The 25,437-nt window shown below is 64.5% G+C and carries 22 protein-coding genes; 14 read left to right on the forward strand and 8 right to left on the reverse strand.

The features are described from left to right. Window positions 1–38: 38 nt before the first annotated feature. Window positions 39–1,655: an acyl-CoA dehydrogenase family protein gene (locus tag BMW66_RS07100; RefSeq protein WP_093116904.1), complete on the forward strand. Its 1,617-nt coding sequence runs from the start codon at window positions 39–41 to the stop codon at window positions 1,653–1,655. Between the two features lie 250 nt (window positions 1,656–1,905). Next, a complete protein-coding gene (locus tag BMW66_RS07105; RefSeq protein ID WP_093116906.1) occupies window positions 1,906–2,388 on the forward strand; it encodes a bacterioferritin in 483 nt (160 codons plus the stop codon). 85 nt (window positions 2,389–2,473) lie between these two features. Here BMW66_RS07105 and BMW66_RS07110 read toward each other — a convergent pair whose 3' ends face one another. Next, window positions 2,474–3,367 (reverse strand): fructose bisphosphate aldolase, encoded by an 894-nt coding sequence (locus BMW66_RS07110; protein ID WP_093116908.1) that lies wholly within the window; start codon window positions 3,365–3,367, stop codon window positions 2,474–2,476. Between the two features lie 137 nt (window positions 3,368–3,504). Then, window positions 3,505–4,701: a phosphoglycerate kinase gene (locus BMW66_RS07115; RefSeq protein ID WP_093116910.1), complete on the reverse strand. Its 1,197-nt coding sequence runs from the start codon at window positions 4,699–4,701 to the stop codon at window positions 3,505–3,507. Window positions 4,702–4,829: 128 nt separating this feature from the next. On the opposite strand from BMW66_RS07115, the gene BMW66_RS07120 reads away from it, so the two are divergent. The 4 genes from BMW66_RS07120 to BMW66_RS07135 all read left to right on the forward strand — a co-directional run bounded on the left by BMW66_RS07120 (window position 4,830) and on the right by BMW66_RS07135 (window position 7,746). Continuing rightward, window positions 4,830–5,342, forward strand: a complete 513-nt coding sequence (locus tag BMW66_RS07120; protein WP_093116912.1) for a peptidylprolyl isomerase — start codon at window positions 4,830–4,832, stop codon at window positions 5,340–5,342. Continuing rightward, on the forward strand, window positions 5,335–5,883 hold the full coding sequence (locus BMW66_RS07125) for a peptidylprolyl isomerase (protein ID WP_093117131.1): 549 nt from the start codon (window positions 5,335–5,337) through the stop codon (window positions 5,881–5,883). The genes BMW66_RS07120 and BMW66_RS07125 overlap by 8 nt, the downstream gene beginning before the upstream one ends. 5 nt (window positions 5,884–5,888) lie before the next feature. Continuing rightward, window positions 5,889–6,635: a DUF4336 domain-containing protein gene (locus tag BMW66_RS07130; protein ID WP_093116914.1), complete on the forward strand. Its 747-nt coding sequence runs from the start codon at window positions 5,889–5,891 to the stop codon at window positions 6,633–6,635. Window positions 6,636–6,774: 139 nt separating this feature from the next. Then, entirely contained in the window at window positions 6,775–7,746 is a 972-nt protein-coding gene (locus BMW66_RS07135; RefSeq protein ID WP_245729396.1) for a DUF3179 domain-containing protein, read from the forward strand. Window positions 7,747–7,889: 143 nt separating this feature from the next. Here BMW66_RS07135 and BMW66_RS07140 read toward each other — a convergent pair whose 3' ends face one another. The 5 genes from BMW66_RS07140 to BMW66_RS07160 all read right to left on the reverse strand — a co-directional run bounded on the left by BMW66_RS07140 (window position 7,890) and on the right by BMW66_RS07160 (window position 12,395). After that, window positions 7,890–8,747, reverse strand: a complete 858-nt coding sequence (locus tag BMW66_RS07140; RefSeq protein ID WP_139196132.1) for a GGDEF domain-containing protein — start codon at window positions 8,745–8,747, stop codon at window positions 7,890–7,892. Between the two features lie 309 nt (window positions 8,748–9,056). Beyond that, window positions 9,057–9,629 carry a bactofilin family protein gene (locus tag BMW66_RS07145; protein ID WP_093116918.1) on the reverse strand — a complete coding sequence of 191 codons (573 nt, stop codon included), beginning with the start codon at window positions 9,627–9,629 and terminating at the stop codon, window positions 9,057–9,059. After that, window positions 9,619–10,932: a M23 family metallopeptidase gene (locus BMW66_RS07150; RefSeq protein WP_175483186.1), complete on the reverse strand. Its 1,314-nt coding sequence runs from the start codon at window positions 10,930–10,932 to the stop codon at window positions 9,619–9,621. The genes BMW66_RS07145 and BMW66_RS07150 overlap by 11 nt, the downstream gene beginning before the upstream one ends. A 192-nt stretch (window positions 10,933–11,124) precedes the next feature. After that, window positions 11,125–11,925 carry a ferritin-like domain-containing protein gene (locus BMW66_RS07155; protein ID WP_093117137.1) on the reverse strand — a complete coding sequence of 267 codons (801 nt, stop codon included), beginning with the start codon at window positions 11,923–11,925 and terminating at the stop codon, window positions 11,125–11,127. A 20-nt stretch (window positions 11,926–11,945) separates the two neighbouring features. Next, window positions 11,946–12,395: a peroxiredoxin gene (locus BMW66_RS07160; RefSeq protein ID WP_093116920.1), complete on the reverse strand. Its 450-nt coding sequence runs from the start codon at window positions 12,393–12,395 to the stop codon at window positions 11,946–11,948. 95 nt (window positions 12,396–12,490) lie between these two features. On the opposite strand from BMW66_RS07160, the gene BMW66_RS07165 reads away from it, so the two are divergent. The 6 genes from BMW66_RS07165 (at window position 12,491) to BMW66_RS07190 (ending at window position 20,982) form a co-directional block, all read left to right on the forward strand. Further along, on the forward strand, window positions 12,491–15,802 hold the full coding sequence (locus BMW66_RS07165; RefSeq protein WP_093116922.1) for a YhdP family protein: 3,312 nt from the start codon (window positions 12,491–12,493) through the stop codon (window positions 15,800–15,802). Window positions 15,803–15,806: 4 nt separating this feature from the next. Then, on the forward strand, window positions 15,807–16,844 hold the full coding sequence (queA, locus tag BMW66_RS07170) for a tRNA preQ1(34) S-adenosylmethionine ribosyltransferase-isomerase QueA (protein WP_093116924.1): 1,038 nt from the start codon (window positions 15,807–15,809) through the stop codon (window positions 16,842–16,844). A 97-nt stretch (window positions 16,845–16,941) separates the two neighbouring features. Beyond that, window positions 16,942–18,207: an MFS transporter gene (locus tag BMW66_RS07175; RefSeq protein WP_093116926.1), complete on the forward strand. Its 1,266-nt coding sequence runs from the start codon at window positions 16,942–16,944 to the stop codon at window positions 18,205–18,207. Window positions 18,208–18,310: 103 nt separating this feature from the next. After that, complete coding sequence (locus tag BMW66_RS07180; protein WP_093116928.1) at window positions 18,311–18,898, forward strand: DUF924 family protein; 588 nt, start codon at window positions 18,311–18,313, stop codon at window positions 18,896–18,898. A gap of 125 nt (window positions 18,899–19,023) precedes the next feature. Then, window positions 19,024–20,418 (forward strand): dihydrolipoyl dehydrogenase, encoded by a 1,395-nt coding sequence (lpdA, locus tag BMW66_RS07185; protein ID WP_093116930.1) that lies wholly within the window; start codon window positions 19,024–19,026, stop codon window positions 20,416–20,418. 3 nt (window positions 20,419–20,421) lie between these two features. Further along, window positions 20,422–20,982 carry a methyltransferase domain-containing protein gene (locus BMW66_RS07190; protein ID WP_093116932.1) on the forward strand — a complete coding sequence of 187 codons (561 nt, stop codon included), beginning with the start codon at window positions 20,422–20,424 and terminating at the stop codon, window positions 20,980–20,982. A gap of 169 nt (window positions 20,983–21,151) precedes the next feature. Here BMW66_RS07190 and BMW66_RS07195 read toward each other — a convergent pair whose 3' ends face one another. Continuing rightward, on the reverse strand, window positions 21,152–21,511 hold the full coding sequence (locus BMW66_RS07195) for a rhodanese-like domain-containing protein (protein ID WP_093116934.1): 360 nt from the start codon (window positions 21,509–21,511) through the stop codon (window positions 21,152–21,154). Between the two features lie 168 nt (window positions 21,512–21,679). Between BMW66_RS07195 and uvrA the strand changes: the two genes are divergently transcribed. Both uvrA and BMW66_RS07205 read left to right on the forward strand, forming a co-directional pair. Continuing rightward, window positions 21,680–24,544: an excinuclease ABC subunit UvrA gene (gene uvrA / locus BMW66_RS07200; protein ID WP_093117139.1), complete on the forward strand. Its 2,865-nt coding sequence runs from the start codon at window positions 21,680–21,682 to the stop codon at window positions 24,542–24,544. Beyond that, a complete protein-coding gene (locus tag BMW66_RS07205) occupies window positions 24,541–25,404 on the forward strand; it encodes a patatin-like phospholipase family protein (protein WP_093116936.1) in 864 nt (287 codons plus the stop codon). The genes uvrA and BMW66_RS07205 overlap by 4 nt, the downstream gene beginning before the upstream one ends. Window positions 25,405–25,437 lie beyond the last annotated feature (33 nt).

Raw genomic sequence — 25,437 nt, forward strand, 5'->3', positions numbered from 1 at the left:
CAGTGGCGTATCCTCGGGTCAAGACGGAGGAGAACGAGATGTCACAGACCGATCCCCGGGCAGACCTCGGCACGCATGTCGTGGAGAATCAGCCCACACCGCGCGGCGGACGTGACTTCTGGGCCGAAGACGCACCCTTGCAGGCGGCCATCGCGGCGCGTGGCGGGCGGGGGGCAGAACTGGCTCGTGCGGGTGCGGTCTATGGCGCGCAGGACATGCTGGAGGCGGCCGAGGAGGCGCGGCGGGATGCGCCGCGGCTGATGCTGTTCGCGCGGTCGGGACACCGGCTTGACGAGGTGCGCTTCAATCCCGGCTATCACAAGGTGCTGGGCGCGGGTGTCGCGCAGGGTTATGCCCTTGCCGCATGGTCGGGCGAGGCGGGCGGGCATGTCACCCATGCCGCCCATGTCTACATGATGGCTCAGCTTGAACCGGGGGTCGGTTGCCCGCTGACAATGACCTATGCGGCTGTTCCGGCGCTGTCGGCCGATCCCGCGCTGGAGGGTGCGTGGCGTCCGAAACTTCTTTCGGATCAATATGATGCCTCAATCCGACCCGCCGCTGAAAAGGCCGGTGTGACCCTTGGCATGGCGATGACCGAAAAGCAGGGTGGATCGGACGTTCGGGCCAATACGACGCGGGCGGTGCGCGAGGGGGCGCATTACCGGCTTGTCGGGCACAAGTGGTTCTGTTCGGCGCCGATGTCGGATGCCTTTCTGACGCTGGCCTACACCGAGGGGGGGCTGACGTGCTTTCTGGTGCCGCGCTGGCTGGAGGGGGAGCGCAACGGCATCCGGATTCAGAGGCTCAAGGACAAGCTGGGCAATCGCGCCAATGCGAGCGCCGAGATCGAATATGTCGATGCGCTGGCGTATCGTCTGGGCGAAGAGGGCGCGGGGGTGCGCACGATCATCGAGATGGTGCATCACACGCGCCTCGATACCGCGCTGGCGCCGGCGGGGCTGATGCGGGCGGCGGTGTCGGAGGCGAAATGGTGGGTGGAGGGGCGCAGCGCCTTTCAGCGGCGCCTGATCGACCAGCCGCTGATGCGGTCGGTTCTGGCCGATCTGGCGCTCGATACCGAGGGGGCACTGGCCGTCGGAATGATGATGGCCGAAGCCTTTGACCGCAGCGACGCCGAGAACCGGGCCTTTGCACGCATTGGCGTTGCGCTGGCCAAGTATCTGACAAACAAGCGTTCCATCGCGGTCATCGCGGAGGCGATGGAGGTGCTGGGCGGCATGGGCTATGTCGAGGAGACGCCCATGCCGATGCTCTATCGCGAGGCGCCGCTCAACGGAATTTGGGAAGGCTCGGGCAACGTGATCTGCCTTGATGTGCTGCGCACCTTGGCCAGGGAACCGCTGGCGGGCGAGGTTCTGGCCGCGCGGCTGGAGGGGGTGAGGGGGCGCGACGCGCGCTATGACGCGGCGCTGGAGGCGCACAGGACGCGCTGGACAGGACTACCGGCGGAGGGGGAGGCGCGGTGGTTTGCCGAGAGCCTTGGTACCCTGCTGACCGCTGCGGCGCTTCTGGAGACGGCGCCGGAGGCGGTGGCGGAGGGCTTTGTCACCAGCCGCCTGACCGGCGCGCGCGGCAGCCTTCCGGGGGCGGTTGCGGGGCTGGATGAGGCGGCGATTCTGGACCGGATCTGAGGGGTTTGGGCGAATCAGGGGTAACGCGCTGATTTCACTCAAAAACCGCTTTCGGTATCACGTCGGTATTACGTCGGTATCGTTTTCCGGCAGGCGCCATCGAACCCGTGCGTTAATAGTACGAGCGTTGCGCGCGGCATCCTGACCCGGGCACTTGTCCACTGCGCGGCGCCTATTATCTAGAAACCAGACCAACGCCGGGCATATCCGGCGCGACGACGTTCGAGACCGAAAATTGGAAAGGAAGATTATGACCGACACCACCCAGAGCGTGACGAATTTGCAAAAAGCCCTTGCGATGGAGCTTAGCGCGGCGACGCAATACCTGCTGCACGCGCATGTGCTTGAAGATTGGGGTCTCGACAAGCTGGCGAGCAAGATGCACGAGGAAATGCAGGAAGAGCTTGGCCATGCAGGCCGGTTCATCGACCGTATCCTGTTCCTTGGCGGCGATCCGAAGCTGGAATCGGCCAAGACGCCCAAGCGGGCCAAGAGCCTGAAAGAGATGTTCGAGGCCGACAAGGCCGACGAGAAGGAAGCCATCACGTTCTACACTCAGGCGGCGCGCGAATCCTATGAGGGCAATGATATCGGCTCCCGCGCGCTTTTCGAGGAGATCGCGCTTGACGAGGAAGGGCACTGGAGCTGGCTCGATCTGCAACTCGACCTGCTGAAGCGGATGGGGGAGCCGGCCTTCATCTCCAAATACATGAGCAGCGACAACGAAGACTGATGCGCCCCGCGTGATGGCGCAGGTGACATGAGGCCGGGCGGGTTTGCCCCGCCCGGCAACCATCCGAGGTACCGCCTGACCGCGATCAGCCGGCGACGGAGGCCGCGTAGATGCTCTCAATCGCCTCGGAGATGGTGGCGTTGAATTCCGCCTCGCTCTGCTGGGCGGAGAGGCCTTCGGTCAGGCCGCGCGAAAAGCTGGCGATCACGCCGGTGTTCTGCGCCAGCTTCTCGTTCGCCTCGTCGCGCGTATAGCCGCCCGAGAGTGCCACGACCCGCAACACGCGCGGATGATCCACCAGCGGTTTGTAGAGATTGGGTTTGCTGGGCAGGGTGAGTTTGAGCATCACCTGCCGGTCGTCCGGCAGCGCATCCAGATGCGCCAGAAGCTCAGCCAGAAGGATGTCTTCGGCCTCTGACTTGTCGGGGATGGAAATCGTCACCTCCGGTTCAAGGATGGGCATGAGCCCCTGGGCGAGGATTTGCTCGCCGATCTCGAACTGCTGATCGACGATCGCCTTGATGCCCGCCGGGTTGGCCGCGTCGATGACCGAACGCATCTTGGTGCCGAAGATCCCGGCCTGCACCGCGCGCGACAAGAGCGCGTCGAGATCGGGCATGGGCTTCATCATCCGGACGCCGTTTTCAGGCTCCGCCAGCCCCTTGTCGACCTTCAGGAACGGCACGATGCCGCGTTCGGACCAGAGGTAATTGGCCGAGGGCTTGCCCGCGATTTCGCGATCCATCGTGTCCTCGAAGAGGATCGCACCGACGATCTTGTCGCCGGTGAACGAAGGCGCGCGGGCGATGCGGGCGCGCATCTCGTGGATCAGGTCGAACATCTCCTCGTCGGAGCTGTAGGCATCCTCTTCGATCCCGTAGAGGTGCAGCGCCTTGGGCGTGGAGCCGCCCGATTGATCGAGGGCGGCGATAAAGCCCTTCCCGGCGCCGATCTTTTCCGCTTGCAACTGTTTCGACATGTCTCGCTCCGGCAAAGTTCTCTTCACATACTGATCTTCGTGTCCCGCCTTCGCTTCTACGCAAGGCGCGCGGGGGGTGCAATCTTGGTGGCGCTAACTCCGACGTCGCGCCGCAGGTTCATTCGTGTCGTGCCAGTTTATGCCGCATCGTTGAGCGCGGCGACGCCGGGCAGGGTCTTGCCTTCCATCCATTCAAGAAAGGCACCGCCCGCAGTGGAGATATAGCTGAAGTCGTTGCCCGCCCCGGAGGCGTTGAGCGCGGAGACCGTATCGCCGCCGCCGGCCACGGAGGTGAGCTGTCCCGCGCGGGTGAGCGCCGCGGCCTTGAGCGCGGCGGCATTGGTGGCAGTGTCGAAAGGCTCCACCTCGAACGCGCCGAGGGGGCCGTTCCAGATCAGGGTGCGACTGTCCTCGAAGACCTTGGTGATGCGGTCGATGCTGTCGGGGCCGGCATCGAGGATCATCGCATCGTCCGGGCATTGATCGGCGGGCAGGGTTTCATACGGGGCGTCGGAATCCAGCTTGTGCGCCACAACGATATCGGAGGGCAACACGATGGTGCAGCCCAGTTCCGTGGCCCGTTGCATGATTTCGTTTGCGGTGTCCATCATCAGCCGTTCGGCCAGAGAGATGCCGATGGGAAACCCCTTTGCGGCGAGGAAGGTATTGGCCATGCCGCCGCCGATGATCAGGTTGTCAACGCGGGTGATCAGGTTGCTCAGAAGCTCCAGCTTCGAGGAGACCTTGGCGCCGCCGACGACGGCGGTGACAGGGCGTCTGGGATCGCCGAGCGCGGCCTCCAGCGCCTCAAGTTCCACCTGCATGAGGCGCCCCACGCAGGCGGGCAGGAGGCGGGCGAGCGCCTCTGTCGAGCTGTGGGCGCGGTGGGCGGCGGAGAAGGCGTCGTTGCAGTAGACCTCTCCGAGCCGGGCCATCGCCTTTGCCAGATCGGGGTCGTTCTTTGTCTCTTCGCCGTGAAAGCGGGTGTTTTCCAGAAGCAGCACCTGACCGGGGGCAAGGGCGTTCGCGGCCGCCTCCGCGGCAGGGCCGATGCAGTCGGCGGCGAAGACCACGGGCGCCTCGAAGGCGCGCTCCAGTGTCGGGATGAGCTGTTGCAGCGAAAGGTTGGCGCGCCGCTCTCCGGCCGGACGGCCGAAATGCGACAGCAGCATCGGCTTGCCGCCTGCCGCGAAGATGTCGCGCACCGTCGGCTTGAGGCGGCGGATACGGGTGGAATCGGTCACCATGCCATCGACGACGGGCACGTTGATATCCACGCGCACCAGCACGCGCTTGCCTTCAAGGTCCATGTCATCGAGCGTTTTCCAGGCCATCCCGTCCCCTTCCGCGATCCATGTTGTTGTCAAGGTTCCTAAAGGAAACTCCGGTCAGGTCAATGGCGCGGCTTGGCATTCGCCGGGGGTGTGATTAGGTTGCCCCGGACACACACAAGGAGGGCCCGATGGCCGAGATCAAAGACCCCGAAAACACCATCCTGATGGAGCTGAAGGACGGCACCGTGGTGATCGAGCTGTTGCCCGATATCGCGCCGGGCCATTGCGAGCGGATGAAGGAACTGACGCGCGCGGGCGCCTATGACAATGTCTGTTTCCATCGCGTGATCGAGGGATTCATGGCGCAGACGGGCGATGTGGCCCACGGCAACATGGAGAAGGATTACAACCCCGGACGGGCGGGCACGGGCGGGTCGGACCTGCCGAACCTGAAGGCCGAGTTCAGCCGCATTCCGCATGATCGCGGCACCATCGGCGCGGCGCGCAGCCAGATGCCCGACAGCGCCAACAGCCAGTTCTTCATCAACTTCGGCGACAATCATTTTCTCAACGGGCAATACACCGTCTATGGCCGGGTGATCGACGGGATGGCGCATGTGGATGCCCTCGCGCGCGGTGAGCCGCCCGCGAACCCTGACCGGATGCTCAGCATGAAGGTGGCGGCCGATGTGGATGCGTAACCTGACAGCCGTGCTCGCGATGGTCGCGGCCGGCCCCGCGCTGGCCGACGGGCTTGTGATCGAGGTGGAGGGCGAAGCCAATGGCACCGTCGTGATCGACCTTTTCGAGGACAAGGCCCCGCAGCACGCCGAGCGGCTCAAAACGCTGGCGGCACGCGGCGATTATGACGGCGTGGTGTTCCACCGGGTGATCGACGGTTTCATGGCACAAACCGGCGACGTGCAGCATGGCCGGATCGGCGGCGACATGCGCATGGCCGGGCGCGGCGGGTCGGACCTGCCGGACCTGCCGGCGGAGTTCTCGGACCTGCGGTTCGAGCGGGGCGTGGTGGGCATGGCCCGTTCGCAAAGCCCCGACAGCGCCAATTCGCAATTCTTCATCATGTTCGCGGACGGTGATTTCCTCAACGGGCAATATACCGTCGTCGGCGAAGTGACCGAGGGTATGGACGTGGTCGATGCGATCAAGCGCGGCACCGGACAGAACGGCGCGGTGACGGGACGGCCCGACGTGATGGCCACGGTCAGCGTGTCCGAGTAGCCCCCATGCCCCGGGCCACGGGATACGAGCCGCTCAACACGCTCAAACCCGTGGCCCGTGGGCTGTGGCTGATTGATGGGCCGGCGATCCGCTTCATGGGGTTGCCGTTTTCCACCCGCGCGACCGTGGTGCGTCTGGACAATGGCGATCTGTGGGTGCATTCGCCCACGGCGCTGACGGATGGGTTGCGCGGCGAGCTGGACGCGCTTGGTCCCGTGCGTCACCTGATCGCGCCCAACTGGATTCACTACGCCCATCTCCCCCGGTGGCAGGCCGCCTTCCCCGAGGCCATCGCATGGGGTGCGCCGGGTGTGGCCGAACGGGCCGCGAAAAAGGGGGTGACGCTGCGGCTGGACCATGAGTTGCAATGGGACGGGGCCGAGGCGCCCTGGTCCGGGCAGATCGACCAGATGATCGTCCGCGGCAGCGAGGTGCATCGCGAGGCGGTGTTTTTCCACCGGGCCAGCGCCACGCTGATCCTGACCGACCTGATCGAAGCCTTCGAGACCGCAAATCTGCCCGTGTGGATGCGCCCCATCGTCAGGATCGCGGGCATCGACGACAGCGACGGAAAGATGCCCCCCGACATGCGATGGACCTTCCGCGACAAGGCGGCGCTGGTCGAGGACGTGACGCGCATGATCGACTGGGCCCCCGAACGGGTGATCCTAGCGCATGGCCGGTGGTTCGACAGGGGCGGCGCGGCCGAGTTGGAGCGCGCCTTTCGCCACGTGCTGAAATCGCGGTCCTGAGACAGGGCGCCGGGCGGCAGGACACCCCGCAAGGGGCTTGAAGAGAGTGAACAGGACAACACACATCGCGTCACGTTCGCGTGCCGTGGGGTTCTTTTGTCCGGTTGCCGGGCTCAGGCTGGCGTCAGGAGGAGAGCCCATGCGATTTGCAATGACATTTGCCATCTGCGTCGCCCTTGCCAGCGGCGGCGCTCTGGCCGAGCCACGCCTGTGGAAAGGCGAATGGCCCGACACCGATTTCACCCGCACCAGCGTGAGTGACTGGTCGCAGATCATATCGGGCGGTCCGCCCAAGGACGGCATTCCGGCTCTGAGCGATCCGCAATTCCTGCCCGCTGCAAAGGAAAGCCGGATCGCCGGGCGCGAGCCGGTGATCACGCTGGGTCTTGAAGGGGCGACCCCGCGCGCCTACCCGCTGCGCTATCTGACATGGCATGAGATCGTGAACGACACGGTGGGCGGCGTGCCGGTGGCGGTGACATTCTGCCCGCTGTGCAACTCGGCGATTACCTTCGACCGGCGGGTGAAGGGAAAGGTGCTGAGCTTCGGGGTGTCGGGCAAGCTGCGCCATTCGGACATGATCATGTATGACCGCGAGACCGAAAGCTGGTGGCAGCAGGCCATCGGAGAGGCGATCGTGGGCGAGATGACGGGAACGGAGCTGACCACCCTGCCGACATGGATGGAAAGCTGGGACCAGTTCAGGGCGCGCCATCCCGACGGGTGGGTGATGGACGCGCCGGCGGCCCATACGCGCAATTACGGCGCCAACCCGTATCAGGGGTATGACAGTCTGAGCCGCCCGTTCCTCTACAACGGGGAAAACCCGCCGCACGGGATCGAGCCGCTGGCGCGCGTGGTGCGCGTGGGGGATGCGGCCTGGCCGTTGACACGGCTGCGCGACGCGAAAGAGCTACGCGAACGCGGCGTGGTGATCACATGGCGGGAGGGGCAGGCTTCCGCGCTCGATACCGGCAGGATCGGGGAGGGGCGCGATGTCGGCTCTATCCGGGTGCGGGGCGGGCAGGGGCAGGACGTGCCGCATGACGTGATCTTCGCCTTTGCCTTTCACGCCTTCTGGCCGAAGGGGCAGTGGATGTTGGATCGCTAGTGGTCTGCACCTGACAAAAGGTTCCCACTTTGCCTCTGGTGCGGCATCGATGGCTCGTAGGGTCGGAGGGGCAGCCATGCGGACCTTCCGGACTTTCCTTGCGGGCGCGCGATAGCGATAGCCACAATTTTTCGGCCAAGCTCTCAGTGGCCCGCGGCGGTCCGTGGCAGGGACCGGATGGATGTGCTGTGCCCTGCGGCCGTCTCTGGCATTTCGGACAGATCGGAGAACATGACGACCTGGTTCCTGCCCAGATGCTTGGCGCAATAAAGCGCGGCGTCGGCCTGACGGATCGCTGTCTCGATCTCAGCTGCGGCCTGTCGCAGGGACCCGCCGATCGACACGGTCACAGTGACACTTCTGCCCTCGCTATCGACCTTGGACGACTCCACCCGCACGCGGATTCGTTCGGACGTTTCCAAGGCAATTGTTGCGGTTGCGTTGTCGAGAAAGATGACGAATTCCTCGCCCCCGAAGCGACAGACAATGTCCCGCGCGCAGACCTCCTGCGCAAGGATGCGGGCTACGTTCGCGATCACCTTGTCGCCGGCCGGGTGTCCGTAGGTGTCGTTCACAACCTTGAATTTGTCGATGTCCACCATCAGCGACACGCCAAAGCTGCCCGGCCTTTCGGCGAGGCGTGCAAAGAAGAAGTCCCGCGTGGCCACGTCAGTCAGCCGGTCGCGGCTGACAAGGCGCTGAAGTTCGGTGTTCAAGGCATGGACACGGAGCATCTGCTGGGTGACCAAGTAGGTTGCGCTGAAGGTGAGTATGAGCGTGGTCGGCAAGGCAACCATGAGCGTCTGCGGCCAGGCATCGGGCGGAAAATACAGCAAATAGATCACTGTAACGATCGTGAGCATCACAAGCGTCAGCCCAACTGAAAGCCGCGTCGCCTCGCTTTTGCTGGTGACCTGCAATATCTGCACGTCCAACTCCTCCATGAGGCTACCCTGCTCGTCGGAATCTTGATTGATATGTGTGCAGGGATCGTGGATCATACCGGACGCCGCCGCGTTGCAGTAGCTGTCCGAATGACCCAACCTTATGGCCAGTCAAGGCTTGTCGCCTGAGGTAGTTTGGGCTCAAAGCCGTCATCTGACCGTTTTGCTCAAGGATGCTGTGCAAGTGTCCGACACCCTGCTTTCATCGGGTATGTTGTGTTAGATGGCGAACACGAGTTCCGCAGCGGCGGGCATCGACACAAGAACAGCGCCCGCTCCCGACATGAAAACAGGCGCTCCGGGCGCCTGTCGTGAGTGTCTGTCGCTGGCTGCCGGAAGGGCGCGGCCCCACACGGGCCGACGCGATCAGGTTCCTTGCTTGGGCTGTTGTGACTGCTTTTGCGCGGCCTGCTGCTGTTGGGGCTGCTGCTGGGCGGCCTGTTGCTGTGCGGCCTGTTGCTGTGCGGGCTGCTGCTTCGGGGCGGACCCTTTCGGTGAAAGAGGATCGTCCTGACGCTGAACCGAGCCTTCGAAATGGGCGCCGGATTCGATGGCGATGGTCTTGTGGATAATGTCACCTTCGACCCGCGCGCTGGACGTCAGGCGGACCTTGAGACCGCGTACGCGACCCACGATGCGCCCGTTGACGACCACATCGTCGGCCACGACCTCGCCCTTGATGGTGGCGGTTTCACCGATGGTCAGCAGGTGGGCGCGGATGTCCCCCTCTACGGTGCCTTCGACCTGAATGTCGCCGGTGGTCTTGAGGTTGCCGGAGATATGCAGATCGGACGACAGCACCGATGCCGGCGGCTTTGCCTTCGGGGCAGGGGACTTGTGGTCGCCCGATGCCGGCGCCGCGGGGATGTTCTTTTCCTCCGGTTTGGGGGTGTCTGCGGCCTTCGGGCCGGGCTCATTGATTTTGCTCTTAGAAAACATCTCTTGCCGCCTTGATAAAGATCATCGGGTTCACTGCTTTGCCGTTCACGCGCACCTCGTAGTGCAGATGCGTGCCGGTGGAGCGTCCGGAATTGCCCATATCACCGATAAGCTCTCCGCGCGAGACCCTTTGGCCTTCCTTTACGCGGATTTTTGCCAGATGGGCGTAGCGGGTCTCAATCCCGTGGTCGTGCCTGATCTTCACCAGACGGCCATACCCCGAGAGCCATCCGGCGTGAATCACCACCCCTTCGGCGGTGGAATAGATCGGCGTTCCGTGGCGCGCGGCGAAATCGGTGCCCTTGTGCATCCGGCCCCAGCGCATCCCGTATCCCGAAGTGTAGCGAAAGGCATTCTTGATCGGCAGGGCGAAGGGCGCGGTTTCGGCGGCAATGCGATACATGTTGAGCCTGTCCATCTGATTGAGCAGACGGTTGGCGCGCATGGCTTCTTCGCTCGGCTCTTCGCCACGGGTGGAAAAGGCGATGGGGGTCAGCGGACCGCCCTGTCCCGAGTAGCCCTTGCGGACCTCTGCGAGCATGCTGTCGGTCGACAGCCCGGCCTTTTCGAACATCTTCTCCAGCGGTTCGACCGAAACGGACATCGCGTCTTCGAGTTGCCGGAAGATCTGATCGTTCTTTTCCTCCATCAGGCGCAGCTCGAGACGCATGTCCTCCGCCTCTGCCAGTGCCATCTGCGCGTCGGCGAAGATGCGATCGCGTTCGCTGGCGATCTCCGTCAGCGCGCCGGTCAGCAGTTTGAGCGTTTCCTCGCTCACCCCTTCATCGGCGGCAAGGCGGGCGGTGCCGTCCTCCAGCGCCTCATGCGTCGCGGCAACCTCGGCGCGGGCGGTGTCGCGTTCATTCATGGTGCGGCGCAGCGTGGACTGGATCACCTCGATCCCGGTTTCCAACTCCTTGCGGCGGGTTTCGGAGGCGAGAAGCTCCGACTGCATCACCGAGATCTGTTCAAGGGCCGCGGCAAAGCGCGATTGCGCGGCCTGGGCTTCCTGGGTGCGCTGATCGCGTTCGCGGCTCATTTCGTTGAGGCGCACCTCGTAGGTTTGCCGGTCGCGGCGGGCCTGCTCACGAAAGTTGCCCGAGCCGATGGAATCCATCAGCAGAATCGCGGTGGCCACGATGGCCCAGCCGACGATCAGCGCGCTTCCCGTAGCGGCAAAGAGCTGCGTCTCCGGGCGCAGTCGGATAAAGCGCGTATCACTGTCCGAGCGCAGGAAAAGGCGCCGTTCCGGGAAATATCGTTCCAGAAGTGCGTGCAAGCGGATTGCAATGCGAGTTCTCAACCGGCCCGTCCCCTCAATCTTTCTGTGTCATCCCCATCACGTCGGCATAAGGTCTTTTTGCTGTTGCTGTGCCGATGGTGAATTTCTTAACGAGTGCCCGGTTTTGGGGCAAGACCTTTCCCGGCAACGCGGCGTTCCTGCGTCGTGATCGGCAAGTAATTGCAATAATGGGCAAAAAACCGCCGATATGGGTCAGCGTTCTGCCGGGCGATCCGCGAGTGGCCAGTAGAAATCCGGCGGGAGCCCGGCCTCGGCGCGTTTCTCCTCGTTGAAAGGGGGTTTCAGCGGGCCGTGGAAATAGCGCCGCACGAGGGTGTGAAACGTCTCTTTGGGGTCGAGATCGAAGCGCCCGCAGAGAAAGTGGAACCACTTGGAGCCATAGGCGACATGGCCCACCTCTTCGGCGTAGATCACTTCAAGCGCATCGACAGCATGGCCGATGCCGGCCTTGCGGAAGATGTCTATCATACCGGGGGTCACGTCGAGGCCACGCGCCTCCAGCACCATGGGAACGACGGCGAGACGGCCCATGAAATCCTGCGCCGTATCCTCGGCCGCGCGCCACATGCCGGCATGGGCGGGCAGCGCGCCGTAATGGCTGCCTTCCGCTTCAAGACAGTCCGATACAAGGTTGAAATGCTTGGATTCCTCATCGGCGGCCTTCACCCAGTCGTCATGGAAGCCAAGCGGCATTTTCACATCCGAAAAGCGCGCGATGATGTCCCAGTGCAGATCCACGGCGTTGAGTTCGATATGCGCCACGGCATGCAGAAGCGCGATGCGGCCCTGCGGAGTTCCGGGGCGGCGGCGCGGCACGTCGCGGGGGTGCAGCAGCTCGGGTTTTTCTGGCCGTGCGGGGGTATCGGGGGGCGCGGCGCGCCCGATCTCCAGCGGGGTTCCCGCGTCTCGGGCGGCGAACCAGCGGGCGGCGCAATCGCGCGAGAGCGCGGCCTTCTCGCGCCCGTCGGCGGTCGTCAGAACCGCCACCGCCATATCGCTCAGCGTGGCGGCGCTCACAGCGCGCGCACCGCGTTCAGCACCTCCTCGACGTGGCCGGGCACTTTCACCTTGCGCCATTCGCGCACGATGCGGCCCGCGCCGTCGATCAGGAAGGTGGACCGCTCGATGCCGAAAAACGTCTTTCCATACATGTTTTTTTCTTTCCAGACCCCATATCGCTCGCAGGCATCACTGTCGGCGTCGGAGAGCAGGGTTACGCCGAGGCCCTGCTTGTCACGAAATTTTTCGTGGGAGGCGAGGCTGTCCTTGGATATGCCGAAGACACGGGCGCCGGCGGCGTCGAAATCGGCCAGCGAGTCGGAAAAGCCCACCGCCTCCTTTGTGCAGCCGGGCGTGTTGTCGCGGGGGTAGAAGAAAAGGACCACGGGCGCGGGGCGCTGATCGGATAGGGTCACGGTCTCTCCGCCGGGTTGGGGCAGGGTAAAATCCGGGGCGTCGGTCATGCGGTGCTCCTTGGGTCTGGATTGCGGAGCCTATATGCTAGAACGAAACGGGCAACAAGAAAGCGCCGGTCAGAGGCAGGACCGCGCGGAGTAAGATGAGCGACCGGACTTCGCAGGACATTCCCAAACGCCGGCGCGGACGGCGGGCCGGTATCTGGGCACTGCTCAGCCTGGCGCTTCTGGCGATGCTGGCGGGCGGCGCGCTTTGGTTCGCGACGGGGCGGCAGATGGAAGTGCCGCAGGCGATACGCGACCGGATCGAGGCGCAGATCGACGCACTTGTACCGGAAATCGACCTGCGGTTTTCGCGCATGTTCGTCACGTTGGAGAGCTCCGGACGCCCGCGTGTGGTGCTTCGCGACATCAGGTTGCGCGAGCCGACCGGCGGCGCCGAGCTGACGCTGCGCGAACTGGATGGCACGCTGTCACTGACCGCGCTGCTGGAAGGACGATTCGCACCCAAGCGGGTTCACATGACCGGGGCCTTTCTGACCGCGCGCCGCGATGCTCAGGGCAAGGTGGATGTGTCTCTTGGTGAGTATGGCGCGAGCGGGATTGATCTGGGCGCGATGATGGCCGGGCTTGACGGGGCGTTGCAGCGGCCCGAATTCAGGCATCTGGTCGCGGTGCAGCTTGACGCGGTGACGCTGCGCTACGAGGATCTGCGCGCCGGGCGGGGCTGGACCGTGGATGGCGGGCGGCTGCGGCTGGAGCGCGCGGAAGGCGGGCTTCGGCTGTCGGCCGATCTGGCGGTGCTCTCGGGTGGCGCGGAGGCCGCCACGGTGCAGATGAGCTATGAAAGCGCGATCGGCTCGACGGCGGCGGAATTCGGCGTCAACTTCGAGGATATGGCGGCGGGCGACATGGCCTCGCAATCGGCGGCGCTGGCGTGGCTTGGTATCCTGAACGCGCCGATTTCCGGGGCCTTGCGGGCGAGCATGGATGACAGCGGCGCGATGGGACCGATGCATGCGTCGCTTCAGATCGGCGCGGGAGTGTTGCAGCCCAACGATGAGATCCGGCCGATTCCCTTCCGCTCTGCACAAAGCTATTTCACCTATGCGCCGGGATCGCAGACCTTGCGATTCGATGAGCTTTCGGTGGTGAGCGACTGGGTGACGGCCCGGGCCGAGGGGCAGGCGCATCTGCGTGATCTGGTCGCCGGATGGCCGAGCGAGTTATTGGGTCAGTTCCGCTTGACGAGTTTCACCGCCAATCCCGCGGGTGTCTATGACCGGCCGGTGGCGCTCGATCTGGCGGAGGTCGATTTCCGACTGCGGCTTGACCCGTTCGATCTCACGCTGGGGCAGATGATGGTCCAGAAAGACGGCCAGAGTCTGCGTCTGAACGGGCAGCTGTCGGCGACGGCGGATGACTGGAACCTTGCGCTCGACGGGCGGATGGACGCGTTGTCCCGGACCGGGCTGGTGGAATTCTGGCCGCCCGCCATCAAGCCCAAGACACGCGACTGGATCGAGACCAACATTTTCGACGGGGCGTTGGAGGACATTAATCTCGCGGTGCGTTCGCGTCCGGGAGAGCGGCCCGGCGTCTACATGGATTTCAAGTTCCGCGACACCGACCTGCGGTTCATGAAGACGATGCCGCCGGTGCGGGGTGCGTCGGGTCATGTTACGTGGATGGACAACCGGATGACCGTCGTGGCGGAAGGCGGGCAGGTCATGGCCGACGCGGGTGGCGCGGTGGCCGTCGCGGGCACGTCGCTTGTCATCCATGACACGCGGATCAAGCAGGCCCCGGCGCGGGTGCGTCTGCGCACCGACAGCACGGTGACGGCGGCGCTGTCGCTGCTCAACCGCGCGCCGCTTCGGGTCATGGACAAGGCGGGTCTGCCCGTGGCGCTGGCCGAGGGACGGGCGAGCGCCTCCGGACAGCTTGATCTACGGCTCAAGAAGGATCTTCAGCCGGAAGACGTGATCTATGAGATCGAGGGCACCTTGAGCGGGCTGCACAGCGAGGCCCTTGTGAAGGACAGGGTTCTGCGGGCGGAGGCCCTGACCGTGCGCGCCAACAACGATGGCGTTTGGATCGGCGGCGACGGACAGATTGGCGCGGTCCCGTTCTCGGGGCAGTGGCACTCCAAGTCCGGTCCGAAACATCGCGGCAAGAGCCGGATCGAGGCGACGCTCGAGCTTGATGAACGATTCGTGGAGGAGTTCCGGATCGGCCTGCCGGAGGGCAGCTTTTGGGGACGTACGCAGGGCGCGATCGAGGTCGATCTGCAAGACGGGCGCCCTCCGGCGTTCACCATGTCCTCTGCGCTGGACGGGCTGGGCCTTGCGATCCCGGCACTGGGCTGGACCAAGCCCGAGGCGGCCGCCGGGCAGCTTGTGGTCGCGGGACGCTTGGGCCAGCCGCCCGCCATCGACCGCCTGTCACTTGATGTCGCGGGGCTGTCGGCGGAGGGCGATATTTCCATCCACGCGGACGGCGGCCTTGACAGGGCGCGCTTCGGGACGCTGACGATCGGGAGCTGGCTCGATGTGGTCGCGGAGCTTCGGGGACGGGGGCCGGGTGTGGCACCGGCCGTCGAGGTGACCGGCGGGCGGGTGGATATGCGGGATGCGCCGCAAAGCGGTCGCGCCGGGAGCGGCACGGGGCAGGGCGGGGGGCCGATTTCTGCCCGGCTGGACCGGGTGCAGATCTCCGAGGGGATCGCGCTGACAGACTTCAACGGCGATTTCACCACCCGCGCGGGGGTGGACGGGCGGTTTTCGGGGCGTGTGAACGGCGATACCGGCGTGACCGGCGCGGTCACGCCGCGCGGCAGCCGCAGCGCCTTTCGCATCCAGTCGGAGGATGCGGGCGGTGTGTTTCGCTCGGCCGGTGTGCTCAAGCAGGCCACGGGCGGCGCGATGGACCTGACCCTGATCCCTGTCGGCGATGCGGGCAACTACGACGGCAATCTGAGGGTGCGCAACATCCGTCTGCGCAACGCGCCGGCGATGGCGGCGCTTCTCAATGCGATCAGTGTGATTGGTCTACTGGAACAACTGGGTGGGCAGGGCATCCATTTCAGCGATGTCGAGGCGCAGTTTCGCCTAAGCCCCGACCGCATCCACATCACGCAGGGCAGCGCGGTGGGGCCCTCTTTGGGGTTGTCGATCGACGGGCTCTACGGGCTCAAGACCGGGCGGTTCGACCTTCAGGGCGTGATCTCTCCGATCTATCTGCTGAACGCGGTGGGGCGGGTGATTTCCCGTCGGGGCGAGGGGCTTTTCGGTTTCAACTACTATCTGCGGGGCACGGGGGACGATCCGCGGGTGCAGGTCAATCCGCTGTCGGTCTTGACGCCCGGCATCTTCCGCGACATTTTCCGCCGCCGAACGGGAGGGGAGCGGTCCGAGTCCCCGGTGCCGGAACTCAACCCACAGGCGGAACGCTGATCCCATGAAACTGAGCGATTTCGAGTTTGATCTGCCCGAGCGGCTGATCGCGACGCGGCCCGCGTCACCGCGCACGGCGGCGCGGCTTCTGGTGGCGCAGGGCGATGCGATCACCGATGCGCGGGTGCGCAATCTGCCCGGCTGGCTCCGGGCCGGCGACCGGCTCATCCTGAACGACACGAAGGTGATTCCCGCGCGGCTGACCGGGAGGCGCCAGCGTGCCGGGGCGCAGGCGCGGATCGAGGTCACGCTTCTGGAGCCTCAGGCCGTCGCGGGGCGCTGGCGCGCGCTTCTCAAGCCGCTTCGGAAGGTGCGCGAGGGTGAGGTGATCACGTTTTCGGACAACCTGAGCGCGACCCTCGTGGCCCGCGAAGACGGACAGGGCCTACTCGAATTTTCGCTCTCCGGCGCGGATTTCGACGCGGCGCTGGCCGAGGCGGGGGCGATGCCGCTGCCGCCCTATATCGCCGCGAGGCGACCCGCCGATGAGCGCGACAAGACCGATTACCAGACCGTCTTCGCCCGCCATTCCGGCGCCGTGGCGGCCCCCACCGCGTCGCTTCATTTCGACGAGGCGCTGTTGCAGCAGATCGCGGCGATGGGAGTGGGGCTGACCCATGTGACCTTGCATGTCGGCGCGGGCACCTTTCTGCCGGTGAAGGTGGAGGATGTGCGCGCGCACAGGATGCATGCCGAATGGGGGCGCGTGAGCGCGGAGGCCGCCGCGCAGATCGCCGCGACGCGGCGCGCGGGCGGGCGGATCATTCCGGTGGGCACCACCGCGCTGCGCCTGATCGAAAGCGCCGCCGCCGGAGGAGAGATCGCGCCGTGGGACGGGGAGACGGACATCTTCATCTATCCCGGCTACGAGTTCCGTGTGACCGATGCGCTGATGACGAATTTCCATCTGCCCGGCTCCACTTTGATGATGCTGGTTTCGGCGCTGATGGGCACGCAGCGGATACACCGGATCTATGACCATGCGATTGCCGAAGAGTATCGCTTCTTCAGCTATGGAGACGCCTCGCTTCTGATCCGCTGAACGGGGCGCGAAAATCCGCGTCCGTGTCGCGGACGGGGGTGACGTGTCGCGGCAGTCTATGTATGGGTCGGGCCAATCACGCGTGAAGGAGCCACCCATGTTTCAATTCCTGTCCAGCGCCTGGGCGCTTCTTCTGGGCATGGGACTGCTCATGGTGGGCAATGGTCTGCAATCGACGCTGCTCGCCGTGCGCGGCGAGATCGAGGGGTTTTCGACCTTCGAGATGTCGCTGGTGATGTCGGCGTATTTCGTGGGCTTTCTCGGCGGATCGCGGCTTGCACCGGATATGATCCGGCGCGTCGGACATGTGCGCGTCTTCGCCGCGCTGGCGAGTTTCATCTCGGCTGTGCTGATTCTTTACCCCACATTCACAAACCCGTGGATCTGGGTCGCCGGGCGGGTGATCATCGGGTTCTGTTTCTCGGGCGTTTATGTCACCGCCGAAAGCTGGCTCAACAATGCCGCGACGAACGAGAACCGGGGCAAGGCGCTGTCGCTCTACCTGATCGTGCAGATGGTGGGAATCGTGGCCGCGCAGGGGCTTCTGGTGGTGGCGGACCCCTCTGGCTACGTGCTCTTCGTGATCCCCTCGGTGCTGGTGTCGATCTCTTTCGCACCGATTCTGCTGTCGATCTCGCCAACGCCCGCGTTCGAGGCCACAAAGCGGATGACGCTGCGCAGGCTGGTGGAAATCTCGCCGCTTGGCGCGGTGGGGATGTTGATCCTGGGCGGGGCGTTTTCGGCGCAGTTCGGCATGTCGGCGGTCTATGGCGCGACGGTGGGTCTGTCGCTCGAAAAGCTGTCGCTGTTTATCGCGACCTTCTATATCGGCGCGTCCGTTCTTCAGTATCCGATCGGGTGGCTGTCAGACAGGATGGACCGGCGGCTTCTGATCATGATCGCGGCGCTGATCGCGGGCATTGGCGCGGTGATCGGGATGGCCTTTGGAACCAGCTACTACATGCTGTTGCTGGCCGCCTTTACCGTGGGCGGGATGACCAACCCGCTTTATTCCCTGCTGCTGGCCTACACCAACGACTATCTGGAGGCCGACGATATGGCGGCGGCCTCCAGCGGGCTTGTCTTCATCAACGGAATGGGGGCGATTGCCGGGCCGGTCATCACCGGCTGGATGATGGGGCTGATCGGGCCGCCGGGGTTTTTCCTCTTCATCGCGATTCTTCTGGTGATGGTCGCGGGCTATGCCGCCTACAGGATGACGAAACGCGCCGCGCCGGATGTTTCGGAAACCGGGGTCTGGGCCCCGGTGTCGCCGGGATCGTCTGTCGTAGCGGTTGAAGCGGCGCAGGAATATGCAATCGACGCGGCAGCCGAGGAAGATGTTAGCGAAAACGCCGCCTGAAATGTTGCGACTGTTGTAAAAAGTGACTGTTATCAAGAAGCTCCTTGTGTGTAACATTTTCATGTCACCTTGGTGGGGACATTAACACAAGGAGTAACGGACTATGGCAGGTCCGGAAGAGATTCTGAACTTTTGGCTCGACGAGGTCGGGCCGGACGGCTGGTACAAGGTCGATGAGGCGCTTGACCAGGAGATACGCGACAGATTCGGGAGTATATGGCAGCGGGCGATGGACGGTGGCTATGCGCAATGGCTGACCTATGCGAGTGGATCGCTGGCCTACATCATCCTGCTTGACCAGTTTCCCCGCAACATGTTCCGGGGCGGGTCCATGGCCTTTGCGTCGGACAAGATCGCACTGGCGGCGGCGAAATCGTCGGTTCACCACAAATACGACCTGAAGATCGATGAGCCTGCGCGACAGTTCTTCTATCTTCCGCTCATGCATTCGGAGAACCTGTGCGATCAGGATCGCTGCGTGCGGCTTATGAAAGAGCGGATGCCGGAGACGGGGGCGCACAACATGCTCCATGCCAAGGCACACCGTGAAGTGATCCGCGAATTCGGGCGGTTTCCCTATCGCAACGAGGCGCTGAAGCGCAGTTCGACCGGCCCGGAGCGCGCGTTCATGGAGCGCGGCGGCTATGCCGAGACCTTGCGCGCGCTGGAGCGGAAGGCCGAGGCGGCCTGATCCCGTCTTGAGATCTTGGCCGTGGCCGGGCGGGACCCGGCGGCGGATGGTGGGCACCATCGCGTATTGAAGCGCCATGGGCCATCGGGTAGCGTTGCCGTCAACAGACAGCAGGAGAGCGCGCGATGGCGGAAAAATCCTTTGACATGATCGTGATCGGGTCCGGGCCCGGGGGGTATGTGGCCGCGATCCGCGGCGCGCAGTTGGGCCTGAAGGTAGCGATCGTCGAGCGCGAGAACATGGGGGGCATCTGCCTCAACTGGGGCTGCATCCCGACCAAGGCGCTCTTGCGGTCCTCCGAGGTGTTTCACCTGATGCACCGGGCCAAGGAGTTCGGCCTGAGCGCGGAGAAGGTCGATTTCGATCTGGACGCGGTGGTGAAACGCTCGCGCAAGGTGGCGGGGCAGCTCAACTCCGGCGTCTCGCACCTGATGAAAAAGAACAAGATCACGGTGGTGATGGGCGAGGCCACCGTGCCGGCCAAGGGCAAGGTCGAGGTCAAGACCGACAACGGCAGCGAGTCCCTCAGCGCGAAACATATCGTGCTGGCCACCGGGGCGCGGGCGCGTGAACTGCCGGGGCTGGAGGCCGACGGCGATCTGGTCTGGACCTACCGGCACGCACTGCAACCGCCGCGGATGCCGAAAAAGCTTCTGGTCATCGGGTCGGGTGCGATCGGGATCGAATTTGCCAGCTTCTACAACACGCTGGGCGCCGAAACCACGGTGGTCGAAGTGATGGACCGCATCCTGCCGGTGGAGGATGAGGAGATTTCCGCCTTTGCGAAAAAATCCTTTGAAAAGCAGAAGATGACCATCATGGAAAAGGCCATGGTCAAGCAGCTTGACCGGGGCAAGGGGAAGGTCACGGCGCATATCGAGCGCGGTGGAAAGGTCGAGAAACACGACTTCGACACGGTGATCTCCGCTGTGGGGATTGTCGGCAACACCGAGGGTCTCGGCCTTGACGAGCTTGGGGTGAAAACCGAGAAAACGCATGTGATTACGGATGAATATTGCCGCACCGGGGTGGACGGCATCTATGCCATCGGGGATCTGGCCGGGGCGCCGTGGCTGGCGCACAAGGCCAGCCATGAGGGCGTCATGGTGGCCGAGCTGATCGCGGGCGGGAAACCGCATCCGGTGCGGCCCGACTCCATCGCCGGCTGCACCTATTGCCAGCCGCAGATCGCCAGCGTGGGCATGACCGAGGCGCAGGCGAAAGAGAACGGGCACAAGGTGAAAGTGGGCCGCTTCCCCTTTGTCGGCAACGGCAAGGCGATTGCTTTGGGAGAGGCCGAAGGCATGGTCAAGACCGTGTTCGACGCCAAGACCGGCGAGCTTCTGGGCGCGCATATGGTGGGCGCGGAGGTGACCGAGCTGATCCAAGGCTATGTCGTGGGCCGGGTGCTGGAGACCACCGAGGCGGAGCTGATGGAGGCCGTGTTCCCGCATCCGACGCTGAGCGAGATGATGCATGAATCGGTGCTCGACGCCTATGGCCGCGTGATCCACTACTGAACCATGCCGGGGCTGAATCGCATTGTCATGAACCGCACGAGCCGCCGCTGGCTGCGCGCGCTCGACCTTGAAAACATGGACATTGGCGAGATTTCCGGCCAGTGGGGCAAGGGGCTTGGCGGGCGCAGCTATGTCTCGCTTCGCTATCCCGATTACGACATCTGCAAGGGGGCGTTTGCCGATGAGCAGGGGCGCCCCCTGTCGTTCGACCTGATCCTGGCCAATCAGGTGTGGGAACATCTCGATCGGCCCTATGCGGCGACGCGAAACGTGCGGGGGATGCTGCGCGAGGGGGGGTATTTCTGGCTCGCCGTGCCGTTTTTCATCCCCTATCACCCGGCGCCGCAGGATTGTTCACGCTGGTCGGCGCGGGGGTTGAAGAACCTGTTGATCGAGGGAGGATTCGACGCCGGGCAGATCCGGTCGGGGCAGTGGGGCAACCGCCAGGTGGCGGCGCGCAACCTCGAAGAGGACTGGCCGCCGGTCTATGATCCCGAGCGCGACGATCTGGAGAACGATCACAGTTTTCCGATCTGTTCCTGGGCGTTGGCGCGCAAAATCTGAGCGGCGGGGCCTTGCGAGGGGCGAATCGGGTTAAGCCGTTGATTTTTATGAAAATGCCATGTCGGTATAACGTCGGTATTTTGTCGGTATCGCATCGGTGCGGTTTGCGCTGAAGGGGCCGGTGAACGCAGCGTTCGGAAACGCCGCGTTCACCTGTCGACGCGGGGCGTCAGGCGTTCAGCACCGTGCCGCCCGCGCGCTGCCAATGGGCGAGGCCTCCGATATTGTGGACATCCTCAAAGCCCATCTGCCGTAGCAGGCGCGCGCCCTGCGCCGAGCGCGCGCCCGAGGCGCAGTAGAGCGCCAGCGCCATCTCCGGTTTGAGTTCGGGGTGATGGTCGGGATGGCGCGAATCGGCCATGTCGCGCAGCCGCGACAGCGGGATATGCAGCGCGCCGGCGGCCTTGCCGGTGCTGGCCACTTCGCCATGCTCGCGCAGGTCGATCACGGTCACGCGGCCATCGCGCTGCGCGGTCACGGCCTCTTGGGCGGTCATGCCCTTTGTCGGGGCCTGTCTGAAGAAGAACATGCGGTTTCCTTTCGCTCGATTGGGTCCTGTTGCCGTTCAATTTAACATTCAAGAAACGGAATACAATATCTTTGCGGCATGCCGCCGCCGGTTCCGGTTTTGTTCGCATTTTTTTGTTGGAGACTCAGCGCGGCTCACCTATTTAGGGCAGAGGAACCGGGGGCGATGATGGCCGATCTGAAATATATCGAGGTGCGCGGCGCGCGCGAGCACAATCTCAAATCCATCGACGTGGACATTCCGCGCGATCAGCTTGTGGTGATCACGGGGCTGAGCGGGTCGGGCAAATCCTCGCTCGCCTTCGACACCGTCTATGCCGAGGGGCAGCGGCGCTATGTCGAGAGCCTGAGCGCCTATGCGCGGCAGTTCCTCGACATGATGGAAAAGCCCGACGTGGATCACATAAGCGGCCTGTCGCCCGCCATCTCCATCGAGCAGAAGACCACGAGCAAGAACCCCCGCTCCACCGTCGGCACGGTGACGGAGATCTACGATTACCTGCGGCTTCTGTTCGCCCGCGTCGGCACCCCCTACAGCCCCGCGACCGGCCAGCCCATCGAGGCGCAGCAGGTGCAGGACATGGTGGACCGGATCATGGCGATGGAAGAGGGCCTGCGCGGCTATCTTCTGGCGCCGATCGTGCGCGACCGGAAGGGCGAATACCGCAAGGAGTTTCTGGAGCTGCGCAAGCAGGGGTTCCAGCGGGTGAAGGTGGACGGCACATTCTACGAGCTGGACGAGCCGCCGACGCTCGACAAGAAGTTCCGCCATGACATCGACGTGGTGGTGGATCGGCTGGTGGTGCGCGACGGGATGCAGACCCGGCTGGCCGACAGCCTGCGCACCGCGCTCGATCTGGCCGACGGGATCGCGGTGCTGGAGACCGCCCCGCGCGAGGGTGAGGGCGAGCCGGAGCGGAACGTGTTTTCCGAGAAGTTCGCCTGCCCGGTGAGCGGCTTCACCATTCCCGAGATCGAGCCGCGATTGTTTTCGTTCAACGCGCCCTTCGGGGCCTGCCCGGAGTGCGACGGGCTTGGCATGGAGCTGTTCTTCGACGAGCGGCTGGTGGTGCCCGACGAGACGCTGAAGATATCAGACGGGGCGCTGGCACCGTGGCGCAAGGGCAAGTCGCCCTATTTTACGCAGACGATCCAGGCGATCGCGCGGCACTACGAATTCGACTGGAACGCGCGGTGGAAGGATCTGCCCGCGCATGTGCAGCAGGTGTTCCTTTATGGGTCGGGCGAGGAGGAGATCCCCTTCCGCTATGACGAGGGCGGGCGCGTCTATCAGGTCACACGCAGCTTCGAGGGGGTCATCCCCAACATGGAGCGCCGTTATCGCGAGACCGACAGCAACTGGATCCGCGAGGAGTTCGAACGCTATCAGAACAACCGGCCCTGCGGGGCCTGCGGGGGCTACCGGCTTCGGGAAGAGGCGCTGGCGGTGAAGATCGCGGGGCATCATATCGGGCATGTGGTGGCCTTCTCGATCCGCGAGGCGCTGGCCTGGATCGAGGCGGTGCCGGAGCATCTGGGCAAGCAGAAGAACGAGATCGCGCGCGCCATTCTCAAGGAGATCCGCGAGCGACTCGGATTCCTGAATAACGTGGGATTAGAATACCTTACAATGTCGCGTGCAAGTGGCACGTTAAGTGGCGGCGAGAGCCAGCGTATCCGACTGGCCAGCCAGATCGGATCGGGGCTGACCGGGGTGCTTTACGTGCTGGACGAGCCGTCCATCGGGTTGCATCAGCGCGATAACGGGCGGCTTTTGCAGACGCTCAAGAACCTGCGCGATCAGGGCAATACGGTGATCGTGGTCGAACATGACGAGGAGGCGATCCGCGAGGCCGATTACGTGTTCGACTTCGGCCCCGGCGCCGGGGTGCATGGCGGGCAGGTGGTCAGTCACGGCACGCCCGCGCAGGTGGCCGCCGATGCGGCCTCTCTCACCGGGCAGTATCTGTCGGGCGCGCGCGAGATCGCCGTACCCGCCGAGCGCCGCAAGGGAAACGGGAAATCCGTTGTCGTTTCAAAGGCATCCGGCAATAATCTCAAGGAGGTGACGGCGGAGTTTCCGCTTGGGAAGTTCGTCTGCGTGACCGGCGTGTCGGGGGGCGGAAAATCCACGCTGACCATCGAAACGCTTTTCAAGACGGCCTCCATGCGGCTTAACGGGGCGCGGCAGACGCCGGCGCCCTGCGAGACGATCCGGGGGCTGGAGCATCTCGACAAGGTGATCGACATCGACCAGCGGCCCATCGGGCGCACCCCGCGCAGCAACCCGGCCACCTATACCGGGGCCTTCACGCCGATCCGCGACTGGTTCGCCGGGCTGCCGGAGTCGAAGGCGCGCGGCTACAAGCCGGGGCGGTTTTCCTTCAACGTCAAGGGCGGGCGCTGCGAGGCGTGTCAGGGCGACGGGCTGATCAAGATCGAGATGCATTTCCTGCCCGATGTCTATGTCACCTGCGAGACCTGCGGCGGCGCGCGGTACAACCGCGAGACGCTTGAAATCAAGTGGAAAGGCAAGAGCATCGCCGACGTTCTTGATATGACGGTGGAAGACGCGCAGCAGGTGTTCAAGGCGGTGCCGTCGATCCGCGACAAGATGGATGCGTTGGCACGGGTGGGGCTTGGCTATATCAAGGTCGGCCAGCAGGCGACCACGCTGTCGGGCGGCGAGGCGCAGCGCGTGAAGCTCAGCAAGGAGCTTGCGAAACGCTCCACCGGGCGGACGCTCTATATCCTCGACGAGCCGACGACGGGGCTTCATTTCGAGGATGTGAAGGCGCTTCTGGCGGTGCTGCACGAGCTGGTGGAGGCGGGCAATACCGTGGTGGTGATCGAACACAACCTCGACGTGATCAAGACCGCCGACTGGATCATTGACATCGGCCCGGAGGGCGGCGACGGCGGCGGCGAGATCGTGGCGACCGGCACGCCCGAAGTGGTGGCGCAGGTGGAGCGCAGCCACACCGGGCGGTATCTCAAGCAGATGCTGGAAGGGCGCAAGGTGGCGGCGGAATGAACCGGCTCGGCCTGGCCCTGGGATCGGGCGGCGCGCGCGGATGGTGCCATGTCGGCGTGATCAACGCCTTGCGCGAGATGGATGTAACGCCGGACGTGGTGGCGGGGTGCTCCATGGGGGCGCTGGTCGGCGCGGCCTGGGCCGGGGAGCGGCTTGGCGCGCTGGAGGACTGGGCGCGCGGGTTGACGCAGACCGGGGTTCTGCGTCTTGTCGATCTGCGGTTTCGGAACGGCGGGCTGATGCGCGGCAGCGCGGTGGGCGAGATGCTGCGCGCGCTGGATCTGCCCGAACGGATCGAGGAATTGAAGCACCCTTTTATCGCGGTGGCCACGGATATGGTGAGCGGGCGCGAGGTGTGGATTCGCGAGGGATCGCTCTTCGATGCGGTGCGGGCGTCGATCTCCATTCCCGGTATCTACAGCCCGCATTTGGTGGCGGGTAAATGGCTTCTGGATGGGGGGCTGGTCAACCCGGTGCCGACCTCTGCGTGCCGGGCGCTGGGGGCCGACAAGACGATCGCGGTCAATCCTAATGGCAGGAACGGCGATCTGTGGACCCCGCGCGAGAGTGCGCTCGATGCGCTTAGCCAGTCGTGGATGCAAAGGCTGCCCGAGCCTATGCGGGAGCTTTTCCACAGCGATGGCGTCAGAGGGCCGAATTACATCGATGTGGTGTCCACCTCGGTCGACATCATGACGGAGTTCGTGCGCAAGACGCGCGACGCGACCGATCCGCCGCATGTGAGCCTTCAGGCCGATCTGAGTCATATGACGGTGCTGGAGCTTTACCGCGCGGCGGAGGCCATCGCGGAGGGCGAACGGCTTGTGGCGGAGCAGAAAGAGGCGATTGCCGCGCTGTGAAGGCGGACCGCGCCCCGGAGAGGGGCGCGCCGC

The sequence above is a fragment of the Salinihabitans flavidus genome (assembly GCF_900110425.1).
Classification (GTDB): domain Bacteria; phylum Pseudomonadota; class Alphaproteobacteria; order Rhodobacterales; family Rhodobacteraceae; genus Salinihabitans; species Salinihabitans flavidus.